Raw genomic sequence first — 16,629 nt, 5'->3', positions numbered from 1 at the left:
GGTATATGTGATTAGAATAATTGGTTGTATTGGTTGCTTACCTGCAATTTCCCTTTTCCGCCTGATTTTAACAATCGCCTTACAGGGTGATTTTCATCCGTTATACCTGAACAAAAATGGCGTACTGTAACAGCTCCTGCACATTGCGGCAGCGGAGCTTTTGCATGATATTCTTGCGGTGCGTCTTTACGGTGTCAATGGAGATAAAAAGACTTTTGGCGATAACTGGGTTGGTACATCCCCGGACGATCAGCTGGAAGACTTCTTTTTCGCGGGCGGAGAGTTTGGCGAACTGCTCTGCGTGCGACATTTTGAAAATGGAGCTTTTTAGCAGGCGATTGAGCAGGAAGATGTATTCGTTAAGGGCTTCGCTGTTGATTTCCAGGCTTATTTCCGACCTCCCGTCTTCCAGGCTTTTGACTTTGATGGAAGGCGGCGCAATGGGCTGTAAAGGCGATTTCTTTTCCAGCCAGGCCAGGGCTTCCTCTGTGTGGCGAAAGAAGCGGGAGGTGACGTTTGCCGTTCCTTCCTCGAAGAGATTGGCCAGCGAGAGCAGGTGCAGCATATTATCCCCCACGAGAATGGCCACCTTACCATCGAACCCGGCTTTGATGGCGGAAACGTTGAGGAATACGTCCGTCCAGGCCTGCAGGTCTGGCGGGATATCAAAGCCACAGTTCTGGTTATGCCAAAGCGTATGCCTGGGTTTGACCTGCCAGTAAAGGGAATGAAAATCTTTAATGCCGGTAATATATTCTTCGGCAGTTTCACAGGTATTCCAGGAGGTGGAGAGTATCCTGCTTTTTTCGTATAGGTTTACCGAGATGATCCCAGTGGTAGCGACGTGCTCCATAGACAGGTTGCTGTAGGTTGATAAAAGATAATCCGCAAATAGAATAGTCCGGGAAAGTAACTCTCCAAATTTAAAATTTTTATATCATAAATCTTTTATCTTGGCGAAAAACCACGATAAGATGACGTATGTTCCCCATCCGGCGAGATACCAGGATATGACCTACCAGCGGTGCGGCAGGAGCGGCTTACTGCTGCCGGCAATATCCCTGGGGCTTTGGCACAACTTCGGCTCTGTTGACAATTTTGAGAACGGGCGCGCGATCATCCGGCATGCTTTTGACAACGGCATTACCCATTTTGACCTGGCGAACAATTACGGCCCCGTTCCGGGCAGCGCCGAGGAGAACTTCGGGCGTATCCTCAAAAAGGATTTTAGCGGCCATTTGAGGGATGAAATGGTGATTTCCACCAAAGCCGGCTATGTGATGTGGCCGGGGCCATATGGCGACAAAGGCAGCCGCAAATACCTTATTTCAAGCCTGGACCAGAGCCTGCAGCGCATGCAGCTGGATTATGTGGATATATTTTACTCGCACCGTCCCGATCCGGAGACGCCGGTAGAAGAAACGATGGGCGCCCTGCATAGTATTGTGCAGCAGGGCAAAGCGCTGTACGTGGGGCTTTCCAACTACACCGCCGAGCAAACGGCCGTGGCGGTGAAGGTGTTGCGGGAGCTGGGCACGCCCTGCCTGATCCACCAGCCAAAATACAGCATGTTTGTACGCTGGGTGGAGGAAGGCTTGCTGGATGTGCTGGAAGCCAACGGCGTGGGCTGTATTCCCTTTTCTCCGCTGGCTCAGGGCCTGCTTACCGACAAATACCTCAAAGGGATACCTGCCGGCAGCAGGGCCAGCAAGGGCGGCTTCCTGAAGGAGGAGGATATTACGCCGGAAAAGCTGGACAAGATCACCCGGTTGAACCAGCTGGCGGTGCAACGGGGGCAAACGCTGGCTCAAATGGCGCTGGCGTGGGTGCTGAAGGACCCGCGTGTGACGACCGTGTTGATTGGCGCCAGCTCTACTTCGCAACTGGACGATAACCTGGCGGCGCTGCAAAACCGGAGGTTTGCGGCGGAAGAATTGCAGGCGATCGAGGAGATATTGCAATAGCTTATTACCTGGGTGTGCGTTTTGCGCGGACGTATTGGATAGGCCACGGCATGTCGTGATAACCTAATTCGGCAGCTGCGTGGATAGGGAAATATGGGTCCCGCAGCAGCTCCCGCGCCATCAGTACCAGGTCGGCCTTGCCTTCGGCGATGATGCTGTTGGCTTCCTGCGGTGTGGTAATGAGGCCTACAGCGCCGGTAGCGATGCCTGCTTCCTTCCGGATCTTATCAGCGAACGGCACCTGGTAGAGCGGCCCTACGGGGATTTGCTGGTGTGCTGCGAGGCCGCCGGTGCTGGTATCGATCAGGTCCACTCCCCTGTCTTTCAGGATCAGTGCCAGCTTTACAGATTCCTCTTCATTCCAGCCGCCGGGCGCCCAATCGGTAGCGGATAAACGTACAAACAGCGGGTATTGGGCGGGCAACACGGTGCGGATGGCGTCCGTTACTTCCAGCAGCATGCGGATTCGGTTTTCGAAGGGGCCGCCGTATTCGTCCGTACGCTGGTTGCTAAGTGGCGACAGGAAGTTGTGCAGCAGGTAACCGTGCGCCGCATGGATTTCGATTACTTCAAAACCCGCGCGGATGGCTCTTTCCGTGGCGGTGGCAAAATCTGCGATTACTTTCTTAATACCTTCTTTGGTCAGTGCTTCCGGCATGGGATATACGTCATTAAACGGAATGGCGCTGGGAGCGACTACCTTCCACCCTCCCTGATCTGCCGGCACTTCCTTATGGCCTTCCCAGGGGCGGTAGGTGCTGGCTTTGCGGCCGGCATGGCCCAGTTGTATGCCGGGCACTGCGCCCTGTGATTTTATGAATGTGGTGATGCGGAGCAGCATGGGCAGGTGTTCTTCCTTCCATATGCCGAGGTCCTGCGGGGAGATACGGCCTTCCGGGGATACGGCCACCGCCTCTGTGAGTACGAGTCCTGCCCCGCCAACAGCCCTGCTGCCCAGGTGAACCAAGTGCCAGTCGTTTGCGAAGCCATCTTCAGCGGAATACTCGCACATTGGAGAAACGGCGATGCGGTTTTTCAATGTTACGGCGCGCAGCTGAAGCGGTTGAAATAAATGAATCATCGGAGTAAGAATTTGTCTGATCGTAAGTTAGTAAAAAGTACTTCAAGGTAAGTTAAGTCTAGGGACAACTAAACGTTAACACCTGGTTCGTTAAATTGGTTGGCATATGTATCCGGCCATGGAATAATCAATCTCTCAAAGGCCCGGGGGTTACGAATTTGCGCTGAACATTTTCTTTAACATCCTTGTCGAATTATTTTCGGGCTTTTCATTGCATTCCTCCGGCAGCGGCGTCTCCATTTGTTCTACTTCACTGCCATGGCTGTACCGGCGCCGGAAAATTTAGAACCGGCCGATACCACACTGCGGGGCAGGCTTATTCTTCTCCCCCTAAAAAAATTATAACGACCGCAATTTTGCTATGGCGAGATCCGTCGGGATTTCCGAACCATGGTCCCGGTTACCGGTTCAACATGTACCAGGAGGTGGACGTTACCGGTATGTAGGTACGGCAAAACGTGTAATTTTTCTGACAACCGGACCCAATACTGTGGAATTCTCTTATCAGTTGGCAGGGGAGCGGAAGTATCAAATTACTTCGGTTAAGGGCTGTGGCACGGCGACATTGCAGGCGGAAGCGGTAGATTTGTCGGGCTTTTTACAGCCACAGCACCGGTGTAGCCGGCAGCAGGAGTTCCTGTTTAACCGGCAGGCGGCATAGAAAATGCGTTATGGTTATCAGAACCAAACATATCACTATGAAAAGTATAGTTTATTCGGTAGCCGTAGCCTCCATCCTCCTGTTAAGCAGTTGCGAAGTGATCGGGGGTATTTTTAAAGCCGGGGTATGGACGGGCATAATAGCGGTGGCGGTAGTATTGGGGCTTATCATATGGTTAATTTCCAAGGGGATGAACCGCAATTAGCCATATTTTTTACATAATGGGAGAAGCCGGAGCCTGTGTAGCTCCGGCTTCTTTTTTATGCTATGAAACCGGCTTGCGGGGGGATTACCATGGCGTGTGGCGGCCTGGGCGGGTGCGGCGGCCGTGGCGGCCTCCGGGGTGGCACGCAGGCTGCGACTATGGACAGAACAGCGAGGGTCATGATAAAGACTAACTTTTTCATATGAAGGCAATTTGATACATGGAGGTGTATGCAAAAGTGGTTCCATGTTGGGAGCGTGTGTGCGGTGGGGTTATAGGCTTTTGGGGATGGTTTATAAAAAATATTGTATATAATTTTGTAAAAATCAAAAAAGTACTACTTTTGCATCCCCTGATGAGGGGAACACCGGAAGTTCGGGACGTAGCGCAGCCCGGTAGCGCACTAGCATGGGGTGCTAGGGGTCGCAAGTTCGAATCTTGTCGTCCCGACCAGCTAAAACTAAACCCGCCAGCATGGCGGGTTTTATCATTTTCAGCAATGCCGGGGACCGTTTGGGGACTTTGATAATCTCTCGGTCAGGTACTCAGTAAGATCCTGCACCTCCCGCGCGGGTCTTCTACGCGGCTTCTTCACCTTCTTTGGGGCATCTTCCCTGGGGGGTATGCTATGTACATTGGACTTGCGATTTTTAATGACCCGACGAGCGGCAGCAGCGGCATCCCGTACGGCATCCACGTTGGACGACTCTCCGTTCAGGACAGCTTAGATCGTGCGCCGCGTGATGCCCAGTTAAAGAAAAATACCAATCTAATAAGGAATGATCCGGAGTTTGACACTTAGTTTTGCTTCTCTTCTTCATACACACAGGTATTACAGGTTAACAGATTGTCAAGGTGCAGTAAGTGTGATGAAGGTATTAATTCACTACGCATTTTATATACGTACACCTTATAATTAAATAACATGAAAATTTTTATTTTAACGGCAACAATTCTAATCCCTTCGCTTGCATTCTCGCAAAACACCCCAACAATCATAGAACCAGGTACTAAAGCAGCCGTGGCTCAAAGTATGATTGATACAGCGTTTACTACTAGCACTGGATGGACAATTAGGCCAGGAGATGTGCTAACATTAGGCAGAGGATCTATGCCTAATAAAACCTTTTCATTTATGTACCAATCTCCAATAGGATGGGGGTCTGCAACCTCTATGGATAATTATTCAAACAGGAGATATGCGGGAACAAATTTTTCCGGCAAAACCGTTAAAGTAAAGTCACTTATAGCCTATGGCAGAAAAAAAACTGGATATACTGTTGTCGCTAAAGTAGGAGTTGGAGAAATGGTAAACTATTGGATTGAAATTGAAAATGCTATTGAAGGCGGGGAGTTGGTGCCCCCTGCATCTTATGCGAGAAAAAACATATCTTCATCAGCGGGTGGGTCTGTTGCAGACGAGTTGAAGAAATTAAAAGAATTGTTAGATGCTGGCGCGATTACCCAAGATGAGTACGACAGTCAAAAGAAGAAGCTATTAGCACAGTAGATCCTCACACAGATATTGAGCCTGGTGATTTCGAAGATTAAATAGAATCATGGAGATTCTCGATAATACCAATAATTCAATAAACAGGATAGCATAGTTTATGCTATCCTGTTTATTGAGATTTGCCATCCCATTGATACGTTTTACTTCTAATACTAAAATTGGTCTTTATTGTGGCGCACTTTTTAATTTACTGAACAGCTGCGTTGCAGTTTCCACATCAAGTGCATCCATGTCCACTAATTTCAATGATTTAATCATGTGCAGTGTGGTGGTCTTATACTTCAGAAAATGTTCGGTTTGCAGATGCGACTGATAGGCTTTCTGATCCCTGTATATTTCCAATATTCTCACTTGCGTCGGATTATCTCGTTGGAGCATGGGAAAGATAGCAATAACGCCTGGTTCTATTTTTACAGATGCTTCAGCTTCATGTTTTAATATGGCTATATATTCCTTTAGATAATCGGGGTGAATGTCGATCTCCGAAATGCGCACTATCATTCCCTGTTGTGCATGCGCAATGTTATTCATACAAAAAAGGATTATTATAGTCAGTGCAATAAGAAATAAATGTCTAAAGCGATTGCGGAATTCAAATAAATAGTTGTTCATATTACCGGCTATTTATTCAGGTTTGACAAAACAGTCATGGCTTTTTCAGCCTGCTCTTTACCTACTGTCTTTTCAACAATGTCGAAAATATCCTTTATCTGTTTTATTGTAATCCCTGTATTTATTCCCATCCCTATATGGGCTTGCAACTGTCCGGTTGTTCCCTGCATGGCTGCCAATGCGGATATTGTTACGAGTTCCCTTTGCTGAAAGTCGAGCACATCACTGTCAAATATATCGGCAAAAAGGTGCTTCTTCAGAAAAGCATCGATACGTGGCGCAAACTCTCCAAATCCTGGTGCAGGCTTTGCCTGTGGAGTTTTAGTTAGCATCTCAAGCGTTTTTCTTCCACGCTCATAAGAATCCGAACTATCTTTAACAGGTGTTGCGTCTCTACCTATTACATCAGTAATCCCTTTCTCTTTTCTCTCTTCCAGCACCTGCATGAAGCTACTGATAGCATTAAGGCTTCGTGGAAATCCACAATAGGCGTATAACTGCACCAAAGCCTCTTTTATCTCGTTTATAGTTAGCCCAGCATCCAGTGCGGCTCCAAGCTGTACTTTCAGGCTTTCAATATTTCCAATAGCTGTCAATGTTGAAATTGAAGCAAGGTTATATTGACGGGAATCTAAAGATGCTGATTTACTTTCATGCTGTGCGTTCATACTTATTGTATTTAGGAGTAAAACCAATGACAAAATCCATTTTATAAATTTGTTCCTTTGCATAAGATGGATATTAACAGCACTTGCCTTTAAAAAGTTTAAAACAACCGGCTCGTTACTTAATTACTGGGGTACAAATTTACCTGTTATCCAACAGCCTTTTTTTATACATAACACAGATTTATTTACCAATTTCACCGATTTGGGTTCCATTGTCTTTAACACATATCAAGGTTTGCTAAATTTGTATAAATTGAAATACAGGCTATGAAACAGGTGGAAAGAATAGATACTGTTAAACAATACAACCAGACAGTGGGAGTTGAAACATTACATCCTCTTGTGAGTGTAGTGAATTTTGATGAAATGCCCACCTATCAATATTTCAAAAGATATATGGGTATTTATGCCATTTTTTTGAAGTACATCAAGTGCGGTGATATAAAGTATGGCTGCCAGTCTTATGATTATGAAGACGGAACACTCGTTTTTATATCACCAGGACAGATTTATGGCATTGACAGCAAGGGCAAGGTGATCAAGCCATCCGGCAAAGCGCTTGTATTTCACCCCGACCTAATTAAAGGAACTGATCTTGGAAGAAAAATAAGGAATTATACTTTTTTTTCTTACGAAGTGAATGAGGCCCTTCACTTATCCAAAAAGGAAAGGGCGATTGTTAATGATTGCTTCGCAAAGATTGCTTATGAAATAGACCAAAACATAGATAAGCATAGTAAAACACTAATCGTATCAAATATTGAATTGTTACTGAATTATTGTATGCGTTTTTATGACCGCCAGTTTACTACCCGCAGCCATGCCAATAAAGATATTTTAGTTAGGTTTGAAAGCCTTCTTGATCATTATTTTCAGTCTGGTAATTGTCAGACATTTGGACTACCAACCGTCGCCTGGTGTGCAGATCAGTTGCACTTATCGAGCAATTACTTCGGTGATCTTATCAAAAAGGAAACTGGCAATACAGCATTAGACTATATTCAATCCAAAGTGATTGATGCTGCAAAGGTTTTGATATTTGACGGTAACAAATCTATTAGTGATATAGCTTTTCAGTTGGGCTTTAAATACCAGCAGCATTTTACCCGGTTATTTAAACAAAAAACAGGGAGAACTCCGATTGAGTATAGATCAAGTAACCAATAAGATGCCTAAGATCCAGATATAAAAGTAAGTAGGCTTTTCTTTCTGCCTCCCAGAACAGGCATCAGCAAAATATAACCAGCAATAAATATGCTATATAAACAGTAATAGCTAAAATACGACAAGCAACCGATCCAAATCGTTCTTGATCAAAGCCATCAACTCTTCTCCAAGTTTCCATAACTCTGTACTGCCCGGTTGAGGTTCATACCCTTTTGCCTCATACGATGCCTTTGCATTAGTGATGGCTGTTTCTATGGCCGAAGGATGAATATCCGGATTGAATCCTCCGGGAATAATCGTAGGCAAATAGGGCTTCCAGCTTTTGCAATTAGCGATATTTTCCAATGGAGGCAATCCTTTTTTCACATGGAAATGTAACCATACCTCAAAGCAGGGATTACTTTGCGCAACCTTCCAATGCGGCCTGCTTTCGCACTCCTTCCTGATTTCATGAAGTTGCGCTTTCCATTTATCCGTATCAATAACGAACCACAAACGATCCTTTTCAGCGCTGGCATCCAGCTCCTGTTCTTTTGATATTGCCCGCCCGATCAATTTCTTTGGAGCACTGTTTCCTCCGTCACTCTCTACAGTTACAATCTTTACTCTGGAAGATATACCGTCAAAAAAACGGAAATAGTCTGGTTCCCGATTCTGCCCTTCACAGACAATGATAAAGAAGAATGCGTCCCGGAAAGGCTCCTTCTTCGCATAGGAAAACTTAATTGGCTTCGGCATACTGTTCCCAGTTTAAGTCTTTTAAATTGCCCAGGAACGGAATAGCGCCATAACGCCCATTGAGATAACCTTTGCGTATATCAATAGTATGGTGCTCTTTGAATTCGCTCAAAGGATATAGTTGAGTGGCTCCTTGTTTATTCTTTTCAGCAAACCAAATTTCATCAGGACGGAAAATATCCTGATCCAGGAGGTTGGCTTCGTGTGTGGAGAAAATTAATTGTCCTTTCGTATGTTTGTCATGAGAGAACTTGCGGATAAGCTCTTTGATTAACAAAGGATGAATACTTCGCTCTATTTCATCAATGAAAAAAGTTCTGTTCCAATTCACTGCACTATAGATCGCAGGAATGTATTCAAGCAATCTCCTGGTACCGTCTGATTCTTCAGAAAAAAGAAACCTGGCCTGGCCATTATCCTCCCCATGAGACAGTTCGATTCTCTTTGCAACAGGCAGGTTGTTTTCTAAAACGAATACTACTTCCTCCCAGTGCGTATGAATATATTTTCCTTTTCCCGCCTTAGCCCGTAAATCGGCGATAATCCTTTCAGCCTCGTGTTTATTATCTTCACCAAAATATTCTTCGATGGGAATTGTCTGCACGTGAATATCTTCAATACCGGTATTGAAAGACTTCATCAGGTCGACAGTAAACCGGCGGAAATTTTCATCTTTTTCCAACCTCATGGCTAATCCACTGGGTTTGGAAAAAGGTAAAATCAGTTCAAGTCCTCTTTCAAACCATTCCAGGGCCTTCTTAAATGGTTCGAAAACTTTGTTGTTTCTGTTTCTCATATAAAACAAGACAGGTACATTCCGCTCCAAAATCTCGTTTTTTAAAAACTCAGGAAATAATGCAGCTTCCCGGTCCTCATTTACCTCTTTGGAAAAAGTTAATGCAAGGTCCTTTTCTTCGATTTTATCTTTTCGAATAAACAGCACCTTGTCACTCTTTTGGCCTATGCCACTTATTTGCAATTCCTCCTCTACAATGATGCCCTGATTAATCGTCAGTCCGTAATAGTAAGGCACGTCTTCTTTGATGAACTCAATACCGAGATACACATCCTTTTGAGCACTTTCCCGGTCAAACTTGAAAGTTTCCGTTATAAGGTCAATAGGCATCCTGCCATCGATCAGAAAATCTCTTAGTATGGCGAGGGCATGAATAAAATTGCTCTTACCTGCCCCGTTTGCACCGTACATCGCGTTCAACTTCAACAGATTGACATTTCCGGCGGTAATAACATGATGTGGCAGCCGGTTAAACCTGCCGGGCAGCATATTGAACTCAGTAGGTTCCTTGAAGGAAAATAAATTAGAGACGATGAAGCGGACGAGCATTGCGTGAAAATTTCACGCAAAATATTAAAAAACAATAAGAAAAAGCCCAAAAAAGCGTTTAAACTTTAATAATTAAGTGAAAATATTACGGGAATGTGATAAAATTGACTCGTAGGATAGGTCACACGGCAATACTGCTGAGGCCGCAGCAGTATCGAGAACAGGCTACTTCAAAACTTGCCATCCATGTTTACCTGGACGCCGTTGCCGCAAACTTTCTCTCCAACCCTTCCAGCCACTGCACCCGCTTCTCCTGCCGCCTCGTCTTCACCCGCGTAAAACTGATCCATTTTAAATTCCTGTATCCCATCGTCCTGAAAACACTCCTCAACATTACCTTCCTGATTAAATTCCCAATAAGCAGGGAATACATGATCCCAGGCTTATTCATCGTCGTTATGATGGTTACGCTTTTTAGGTTTGTCAGCAGCGGCACCAATCCAAACCCTCTCGGGTGATGGTCATACACTACGCCAGGCGCCAACACCCGGTCAATAAATCCTTTCGTTGTTGCCGGCATAATATCCCACCAGATGGGGAATATAAAAATCACCTGATCCGCTTTTTTCAACCGCCCGCAGTAGTCGATCACCTGAGGGTCAACCGGCTGGTGCGCCACAAAGGCCTGAAGGTCGCCTTGCGACATGGCAGGGTTAAACCCATCCCGGTCGAGGTGCATCAGGTCCACCTCCTGACCGGCCTTGTGCAACCCTTTCGTTACGGCCTGTAATATAGCATTGCAGAAACTGCCTTCGTAGGGATGATTAAATACAATTACTGTTCTCATTTGCATGTTGTTGATTACACTGCAAAATTGAGCAGCCTGGCAAGCGCGGACGATAACATTTGTTAAGAAATGAACTTCCCTGAACTTTAGCGCCGGTTACGTATCCGGCTCAACGAAACAGGGGTAATACCCAGGTAGGAAGCAATATAATGTTGAGGAACCCGCTGCACAATGTGCGGGTATTCTTGGAGCAACTCCTCATAACGTTGCTGAGGATTGTTTTTGAGGTAGGAATAAAAAACCTTTTGGGAATGCAGCAGGCGTTTAAACAAATGCGCTTCCAGTTCTGATCTAATCGCCGGCAGGTTTTCAATAATATCGTGAAAGTCCTGCTGCGAGATGGTTTGTAGCACACAGGGCTCCAAACTTTCGATGCTATATAAACTTGGCTGGTTGGTTCTAAAGCTCTCTATCGCAGAAACACTGTCCCCTTCAAAGAAAAATTGCGTAGTGATATCCCTGCCGTCATTATTGATCCATGTCCGCAGGCATCCCTTTTCAATAAAGAACATGGTCCGGGACACCTGCCCTTCCTGTAAAAGGAGAGTCCTGGCAGGCACTTCCAGCTGTTTGAAATACGGACTGAATGCAGACCACTTCTTCATCAATTAGCGAAATAGATGTTTAACAAATTAACAACAACCTCCTCTCCCCCTTCCTTTCCTTCGGCGCCCTGTGCAAACACGGCAGCACCTCACTCCCCGGATGATCCACCGCCAGCCGCCACAAATTCCCCAGCCCTGCGTTCACCGGCTGAGCGCCCGGCAGGGCGGCATAATGCAAATCAAAAAAATGCTCTTCCAGGAATGCCTCAAACCCTTCCTCAGGACCATCATACAACTTCCTCAACTGCGCGCGTATCTCCGGAACAAGTACCTTCTGCACGCCTTGCGCATTGGGCAATATATCACTGGACGCGCCGTAGTAGGTACATAGAAACGTATCCGTCGGAACGGGGGAACGGTCCACATGCCAGGAATAGACATCTGTTGGAAAAAACGGCAAGGTTTCGTCCTGCTCATAATACGCGATCACATTCAGCACCGGGGAGGCGCCATGGGCTTTCAGCAGGTCCAGGTCGTGCAAAAGCACGTCGCGGGCAAGCTGCCCCTGCTCGCTCAATTGCAGCGTGAGCAACGCAGCGGGGGCCACTTCTGTAATATTCCCCTCTTGTGCCAGCTTCCCCACGATCTCGGCGAAATCGCCGGCCAATGTCCGCGTCCAGCAGATAGCGTTAACGGACCCACGAAAAGGCGTATTTACAAGGTCTTCAAAACTGTTTACTTGATGAATTTGTTTCCCGGCGTCAGACATACCGGCAAATATAACAATAGCCGGGAAAACGCTGCAACATGCGTCCGACAAATCAAGCCATAGCTGGGAAAAGTTGCAACAGGCGTCAAACAAATCAAACGATAGCCAGCAAAACGCTCCAACCTGCCTCCAACAAATCAAACCATCCCCCCAAACGCTGCAAAACGTCACCATTTTCCTGTCATTGGTCAAAATCCGCTCCCATTCCCCCGTTTTTCTCTTTACCTTTTTGCTATGAAACCTGTTCACCTCCTCTACCTCCTTGCGCTGGTAAAACTCGTTTTACCTTTTGTATTACAGGACCCGCAATGGGGTCCGCACCGCGACGAGCTGCTGTACCTCGCCGAAGCCCGCCACATGGCCTGGGGCTATATGGAAGCGCCGCCGCTGCTCTCCGTGTTCGCCTGGCTCACTAACCTCATGGGCGGCGCCCTGTGGGCGATCAAAATATGGCCTTCCCTCGCCGGCGCGCTGACCTACCTGCTCGTAGGCCGCATGACGCTGCACCTGGGCGGCCGCTGGTTTGCCCTGGTACTGGCCTGGCTGCCGTTTGTGACCGGCGCGTGGCTCCGCATGCACTTCCTGTTCCAGCCCAACTTCCTCGATATTTTTTGGTGGACGGCCATGGCGTATGGGCTCATCCGGTATAAACAAACCGCAAAACCGGTGTACCTGTACCTGGCGGGTGTCAGCTTAGGACTTGGCATATTGAGTAAATACACCATGGCGTTCTTTGCCGCCGGCATCGCGGGCGGATTACTCCTCTCATGGGACAAAAAAATCCTTGCCAGCCGGCACTTTTACTTCGCTGCCGGCCTGGGCATCCTCATTGCCCTGCCCAACCTCCTCTGGCAGGCTGCCAACGGCTTCCCGGTGGTCTATCACATGAAAACCCTGCACGATGACCAGCTGCAATACCTCAGCCCCTGGAGCTTCCTCCTGGATCAGCTGCTGCTGAACATCGCCACGGTGATCACCTGGGTGGCCGGCCTGGTATGGACGGCCCGCAGCAAACAATACCGCTTCATCGCCTGGGCATTCCTCCTCACCGTCACCCTGCTGATGATCGGCCAGGGTAAAAGCTACTATACCCAGGGCGCCTATCCTATCCTCTTCGCCTTCGGCGCCGCCTGCCTGGAAAAGTCGGCCAACCGCTGGTGGAAAATGGGCATGGTGGCGTTTAGCGCATGCATAGGCTATATCCTGCTGCCATTACTGCTGCCGATCAAACCGCCGGCGGCAATGGCGGCCTACTACCAGCAGCACGACCTCCCCCGCAAAGCAGGGGTGCTGCGCTGGGGCGATCGCCGGGATCACGCGCTGCCGCAGGACTTTGCCGATATGCTCTCCTGGGAAGAGATCACGCAAAAGGTGGCAAAAGCCTACAGCACGCTGGATAGCACGGAAAAGGCGCACACCATCCTGTTTTGCGATAACTACGGCCAGGCCGGCGCAGTGAACTACTATGCGCCAAAATATCACCTGCCGCCTGCGTATAGCGATAATGCCAGTTTCCTGTACTGGATGCCACAAGACCTCGATTCCTTCGAAACCATCCTCCTGGTAACGGACGACAGGCAGGAAATGCAACACGGCTTTATCAAAGAATTCAAAGAGGTCACCCTCGTGGATTCCGTCACTAACCCCTATGCGCTGGAATACGGCTCTCTCATCATACTCATGAAAGGCCCCAGCCCCGCCATGCGGGAAGCCTTTAAGGATAAGATCCGCCGGGGTAAATTGAAAACAACTGCTGAAGGCGCGGTGCAAAAACTGCCGCCCAATGCGCTGGAAGATGGAGGCGCGCTGCATTAGCGGGCCTCCACACATATTAAACTTCCCCACATATCAACCTCCTCCGCCCCATTCCATCATTTCCAATTAGTTTTATACCTTTGCATCCCAATTGAATGCTATGCTTGAAACTTTGAAAATAGGAATATTAGGAGGCGGTCAGCTGGGCGCCATGCTCATCAGACATGCCATTGACCTCGGCGTTAACGTATCAGCAATGGATAAAGATCCGCAAGCGCCCTGCTCCCGTTATACTTCCTCTTTTATTTGTGCTGATCCCACTTCATACGAAGCGGTACTCGAATTCGGTAAAAACATGGATGTGATCACCATCGAAAGGGAAGCGGTGAATATCGACGCATTACGCCAGCTGGAAAAACAAGGCGTAAAAGTGTACCCCTCCCCTGAAACAATCGCCGTGATCCAGGATAAATACACCCAGAAACAATTCCTGCAATCCCACAACATCCCGGTAGTACCAGGCGTAGCCATACAGGGTAAAAATGAACTCTATGCCATCGAAGATAAACTGCCCGGCTGCCTGAAAAAACGCCGCGACGGATACGATGGTTACGGCGTGATGGTCCTTAAATCCAAGGCCGACATCGAAGCAGCTTTCGACGCGCCTTGCGTACTGGAAGAACTGGTGGACATCAAACATGAAATCGCCGTCATCGTAGCCAGAAACGAGCAAGGCGAAGTGAAATGCTACGATGCCGTAATGATGCAGTTCTCCGGGGAGAAATTTATCCTCGATTACCAGATCGCGCCGGCACAGCTGGATGCATCCATCCTCGGGCAAGCTACCGCCCTCGCTGAAAAAGTAGCGGAAGCATTTAAACTGGTAGGCATCATCGCCGTGGAAATGTTCATCACCAAAGATAACCAGGTAGTCGTGAACGAGCTGGCCCCGCGCCCGCACAACAGCGGCCACCACACCATTGAAGCCAGCATCACCTCCCAGTACGAACAGCTGCTGCGCGCCATCATCGGCATGCCGCTGGGCGAAACGGACCTGCGCTTCCCATCCCTGATGATGAATATACTCGACAGCACTTACCTCAATGCCAATAAAAAGGACGTGCTGACACGCCTGCTCGCCATCAAAGGCGCACACCTCCACTGGTACGGTAAAATCGACCACCGCCCCGGCAGGAAGATCGGGCACATCACCATCGCCGGCGATACCATGGAAAGCATCGTCGCCAAAGCGGAAACAATTCGAAAAGTTTTAAATTAATCTATATGAAACAGGTAGAAGTAGGCATTATCATGGGCAGTAGTTCCGATGCGCCTATCATGCGTCAGGCAATTGAAGTATTAAAGAAGTTTGACATAGGCTACGAATTTACTGTTGTGTCCGCACACCGCACGCCGCAAAAAATGTTTGAGTACGCCACCGAAGCTGAATCCCGTGGCTTAAAGATCATCATCGCAGGAGCCGGCGGCGCAGCGCACCTCCCGGGCATGGTTGCCGCTATCACCACTTTGCCTGTCATCGGCGTACCGGTGAAATCCTCCAACTCCCTCGATGGCTGGGATTCCCTCCTCTCCATCGTGCAGATGCCCGGCGGCGTTCCCGTTGCAACCGTAGGCGTAAATAACGCGCAAAACGCAGGCCTGCTGGCCGTGCAGATCCTGGGCACCAGCAACAGCGAACTGCGTCAAAAACTGGCCGATTTCAAAAAGGAAAACTTTGAAAAGGTCAATAAACAAAACGAAACGCTGGAACAATTCTAATCCTGCACAACATAAAAAACAATAAGCCTTGCCTCTCCGGTGAGGCTTTTTTTTTACAATGATGCCGCTATATACCATATAACAACCTCTCAAATCCTCCCATCACACACACCAAATCCACCTTTACCACTTCCTTAACATATAATTACCTATTTTTAAAAAAATTCAAACCCACACTAACAGATAGCGCTTTATATTTTCAATTATTCTTCGGGCATATTTGAGATTTATTCCTCGCTTCTACAAAATTTCAAATATGGTCATATTCATTTTCTTTGCCGCCATCTGGTACCTCTCGTTATTTTCTCAAACCTTCTTCCAGCACCGCTATGCCGCCCACGGCGCGTTTACCATGCACAAAGGATGGGAGAAATTCTTTTTCATTTTCACATATATCACACAAGGATCTTCGTATATGAGTCCCCGTGCATACGGCATCATGCACCGGCTCCATCATGCGCATACGGATACAGAACTGGACCCGCATTCGCCTTCCAATTCCTCCAACATCTTTTCCATGATGTGGAGTACCCGTACCGCTTACCAGGATATCCTGCACGACAGGGTTGATATAGACCCGCGCTACACCAAGAACCTCCCCACCTGGGCTGGCTTCGACAAGTTCGCCAACAGCACCGTTTCCCGGTTGTTATGGGTAGCGGCTTACGTGCTGTTCTTCGCTTTCTTCGCCACCAGTCCATGGCAATACCTGCTGCTGCCAATCGTTGTATCCATGGGCGCTTTTCACGGCGCTATCGTCAACTGGTTTGCACATAAATACGGTTATATTAATTTCAAACTGAGAAATACCGCCATGAACCTGCTTTTCGTAGATGTGTTGATGTTAGGCGAGTCGTATCATAACAACCACCACAAACACCCGTCCTCTGTCAATTTCGGGAAACGGTGGTTCGAAATAGACCCCTCGTACTTGATCATTAAAGGACTGGCGTGGCTGCGGATTATTAAGGTAGTGCAACTGCCGAAAAACCGGTTGGCCGCCGCCTGACGCAGTTAAATCTTTCCCTAAAATAAAAAAG

At 47.8% G+C, this 16,629-nt stretch carries 17 protein-coding genes and 1 tRNA gene; 9 read left to right on the top strand and 9 right to left on the bottom strand.

What is annotated here, in order from left to right; translation table 11 throughout:
- Positions 1-100: 100 nt before the first annotated feature.
- Positions 101-853, bottom strand: coding sequence for a response regulator transcription factor (locus BOC67_RS01475; protein ID WP_291906527.1), 753 nt, complete (start codon positions 851-853; stop codon positions 101-103).
- Positions 854-974: 121 nt separating this feature from the next.
- Between BOC67_RS01475 and mgrA the strand changes: the two genes are divergently transcribed.
- On the top strand, positions 975-1,964 hold the full coding sequence (gene mgrA / locus BOC67_RS01470) for an L-glyceraldehyde 3-phosphate reductase (protein ID WP_291906525.1): 990 nt from the start codon (positions 975-977) through the stop codon (positions 1,962-1,964).
- Positions 1,965-1,968: 4 nt separating this feature from the next.
- Here mgrA and BOC67_RS01465 read toward each other — a convergent pair whose 3' ends face one another.
- Positions 1,969-3,045 carry an NADH:flavin oxidoreductase/NADH oxidase gene (locus BOC67_RS01465; RefSeq protein ID WP_291906523.1) on the bottom strand — a complete coding sequence of 359 codons (1,077 nt, stop codon included), beginning with the start codon at positions 3,043-3,045 and terminating at the stop codon, positions 1,969-1,971.
- Between the two features lie 698 nt (positions 3,046-3,743).
- On the opposite strand from BOC67_RS01465, the gene BOC67_RS01460 reads away from it, so the two are divergent.
- The 3 genes from BOC67_RS01460 (at position 3,744) to BOC67_RS01450 (ending at position 5,421) form a co-directional block, all read left to right on the top strand.
- Positions 3,744-3,911, top strand: coding sequence for a phosphatidate cytidylyltransferase (locus BOC67_RS01460; protein ID WP_291906521.1), 168 nt, complete (start codon positions 3,744-3,746; stop codon positions 3,909-3,911).
- A gap of 376 nt (positions 3,912-4,287) precedes the next feature.
- Positions 4,288-4,364 (top strand) — tRNA-Pro (locus tag BOC67_RS01455).
- Positions 4,365-4,836: 472 nt separating this feature from the next.
- Entirely contained in the window at positions 4,837-5,421 is a 585-nt protein-coding gene (locus tag BOC67_RS01450; RefSeq protein WP_291906520.1) for an SHOCT domain-containing protein, read from the top strand.
- Positions 5,422-5,589: 168 nt separating this feature from the next.
- Here BOC67_RS01450 and BOC67_RS01445 read toward each other — a convergent pair whose 3' ends face one another.
- The gene (locus BOC67_RS01445; RefSeq protein ID WP_291906517.1) at positions 5,590-5,955 is read right to left on the bottom strand and encodes a putative quinol monooxygenase; all 366 of its coding nucleotides are present in this window, start codon (positions 5,953-5,955) and stop codon (positions 5,590-5,592) included.
- A gap of 89 nt (positions 5,956-6,044) precedes the next feature.
- The gene (locus tag BOC67_RS01440; RefSeq protein WP_291906516.1) at positions 6,045-6,704 is read right to left on the bottom strand and encodes a carboxymuconolactone decarboxylase family protein; all 660 of its coding nucleotides are present in this window, start codon (positions 6,702-6,704) and stop codon (positions 6,045-6,047) included.
- A gap of 267 nt (positions 6,705-6,971) precedes the next feature.
- Here BOC67_RS01440 and BOC67_RS01435 point away from each other — a divergent pair, with 267 nt between their 5' ends.
- Entirely contained in the window at positions 6,972-7,871 is a 900-nt protein-coding gene (locus tag BOC67_RS01435; RefSeq protein WP_291906514.1) for a helix-turn-helix transcriptional regulator, read from the top strand.
- A gap of 108 nt (positions 7,872-7,979) precedes the next feature.
- Here BOC67_RS01435 and BOC67_RS01430 read toward each other — a convergent pair whose 3' ends face one another.
- The 5 genes from BOC67_RS01430 to BOC67_RS01410 all read right to left on the bottom strand — a co-directional run bounded on the left by BOC67_RS01430 (position 7,980) and on the right by BOC67_RS01410 (position 12,055).
- The gene (locus BOC67_RS01430; RefSeq protein WP_291906513.1) at positions 7,980-8,609 is read right to left on the bottom strand and encodes an RloB family protein; all 630 of its coding nucleotides are present in this window, start codon (positions 8,607-8,609) and stop codon (positions 7,980-7,982) included.
- Entirely contained in the window at positions 8,593-9,954 is a 1,362-nt protein-coding gene (locus tag BOC67_RS01425; protein ID WP_291906512.1) for an ATP/GTP-binding protein, read from the bottom strand. The genes BOC67_RS01430 and BOC67_RS01425 overlap by 17 nt, the downstream gene beginning before the upstream one ends.
- Before the next feature lie 190 nt (positions 9,955-10,144).
- Entirely contained in the window at positions 10,145-10,741 is a 597-nt protein-coding gene (locus tag BOC67_RS01420; RefSeq protein WP_291906510.1) for an NAD(P)H-dependent oxidoreductase, read from the bottom strand.
- Between the two features lie 86 nt (positions 10,742-10,827).
- On the bottom strand, positions 10,828-11,346 hold the full coding sequence (locus tag BOC67_RS01415; RefSeq protein ID WP_291906509.1) for a Crp/Fnr family transcriptional regulator: 519 nt from the start codon (positions 11,344-11,346) through the stop codon (positions 10,828-10,830).
- 19 nt (positions 11,347-11,365) lie between these two features.
- Positions 11,366-12,055 (bottom strand): hypothetical protein, encoded by a 690-nt coding sequence (locus BOC67_RS01410; protein WP_291906507.1) that lies wholly within the window; start codon positions 12,053-12,055, stop codon positions 11,366-11,368.
- 234 nt (positions 12,056-12,289) lie between these two features.
- Between BOC67_RS01410 and BOC67_RS01405 the strand changes: the two genes are divergently transcribed.
- The 4 genes from BOC67_RS01405 to BOC67_RS01390 all read left to right on the top strand — a co-directional run bounded on the left by BOC67_RS01405 (position 12,290) and on the right by BOC67_RS01390 (position 16,598).
- Positions 12,290-13,870: a glycosyltransferase family 39 protein gene (locus BOC67_RS01405; protein ID WP_291906505.1), complete on the top strand. Its 1,581-nt coding sequence runs from the start codon at positions 12,290-12,292 to the stop codon at positions 13,868-13,870.
- Positions 13,871-13,970: 100 nt separating this feature from the next.
- Positions 13,971-15,089, top strand: coding sequence for a 5-(carboxyamino)imidazole ribonucleotide synthase (locus BOC67_RS01400; RefSeq protein ID WP_291906503.1), 1,119 nt, complete (start codon positions 13,971-13,973; stop codon positions 15,087-15,089).
- A gap of 5 nt (positions 15,090-15,094) precedes the next feature.
- Positions 15,095-15,589 (top strand): 5-(carboxyamino)imidazole ribonucleotide mutase, encoded by a 495-nt coding sequence (gene purE, locus BOC67_RS01395; RefSeq protein ID WP_291906501.1) that lies wholly within the window; start codon positions 15,095-15,097, stop codon positions 15,587-15,589.
- 256 nt (positions 15,590-15,845) lie between these two features.
- The gene (locus BOC67_RS01390; protein ID WP_291906499.1) at positions 15,846-16,598 is read left to right on the top strand and encodes an acyl-CoA desaturase; all 753 of its coding nucleotides are present in this window, start codon (positions 15,846-15,848) and stop codon (positions 16,596-16,598) included.
- Positions 16,599-16,629: the final 31 nt, after the last annotated feature.

The organism is Chitinophaga sp. CB10 (genome assembly GCA_001870995.2).
Classification (GTDB): Bacteria; Bacteroidota; Bacteroidia; order Chitinophagales; family Chitinophagaceae; genus Chitinophaga.
Note: the sequence above shows the minus strand (reverse complement) of the source record. Positions and strands in the feature narration are given on the sequence as shown.

Excerpts from the sequence above, each read along its gene's own strand:
- BOC67_RS01450 (WP_291906520.1), top strand. The coding sequence starts at position 4,837 with ATGAAAATTTTTATTTTAACGGCAACAATTCTAATCCCTTCGCTTGCA.
- BOC67_RS01440 (WP_291906516.1), bottom strand. The coding sequence starts at position 6,704 with ATGAACGCACAGCATGAAAGTAAATCAGCATCTTTAGATTCCCGTCAA.
- BOC67_RS01425 (WP_291906512.1), bottom strand. The coding sequence starts at position 9,954 with ATGCTCGTCCGCTTCATCGTCTCTAATTTATTTTCCTTCAAGGAACCT.
- BOC67_RS01405 (WP_291906505.1), top strand. The coding sequence starts at position 12,290 with ATGAAACCTGTTCACCTCCTCTACCTCCTTGCGCTGGTAAAACTCGTT.
- BOC67_RS01390 (WP_291906499.1), top strand. The coding sequence starts at position 15,846 with ATGGTCATATTCATTTTCTTTGCCGCCATCTGGTACCTCTCGTTATTT.
- BOC67_RS01435 (WP_291906514.1), top strand. The coding sequence starts at position 6,972 with ATGAAACAGGTGGAAAGAATAGATACTGTTAAACAATACAACCAGACA.
- BOC67_RS01465 (WP_291906523.1), bottom strand. The coding sequence starts at position 3,045 with ATGATTCATTTATTTCAACCGCTTCAGCTGCGCGCCGTAACATTGAAA.
- BOC67_RS01415 (WP_291906509.1), bottom strand. The coding sequence starts at position 11,346 with ATGAAGAAGTGGTCTGCATTCAGTCCGTATTTCAAACAGCTGGAAGTG.
- BOC67_RS01460 (WP_291906521.1), top strand. The coding sequence starts at position 3,744 with ATGAAAAGTATAGTTTATTCGGTAGCCGTAGCCTCCATCCTCCTGTTA.
- mgrA (WP_291906525.1), top strand. The coding sequence starts at position 975 with ATGACGTATGTTCCCCATCCGGCGAGATACCAGGATATGACCTACCAG.
- BOC67_RS01420 (WP_291906510.1), bottom strand. The coding sequence starts at position 10,741 with ATGAGAACAGTAATTGTATTTAATCATCCCTACGAAGGCAGTTTCTGC.
- BOC67_RS01430 (WP_291906513.1), bottom strand. The coding sequence starts at position 8,609 with ATGCCGAAGCCAATTAAGTTTTCCTATGCGAAGAAGGAGCCTTTCCGG.
- purE (WP_291906501.1), top strand. The coding sequence starts at position 15,095 with ATGAAACAGGTAGAAGTAGGCATTATCATGGGCAGTAGTTCCGATGCG.
- BOC67_RS01445 (WP_291906517.1), bottom strand. The coding sequence starts at position 5,955 with ATGAATAACATTGCGCATGCACAACAGGGAATGATAGTGCGCATTTCG.
- BOC67_RS01400 (WP_291906503.1), top strand. The coding sequence starts at position 13,971 with ATGCTTGAAACTTTGAAAATAGGAATATTAGGAGGCGGTCAGCTGGGC.
- BOC67_RS01410 (WP_291906507.1), bottom strand. The coding sequence starts at position 12,055 with ATGTCTGACGCCGGGAAACAAATTCATCAAGTAAACAGTTTTGAAGAC.
- BOC67_RS01475 (WP_291906527.1), bottom strand. The coding sequence starts at position 853 with ATGGAGCACGTCGCTACCACTGGGATCATCTCGGTAAACCTATACGAA.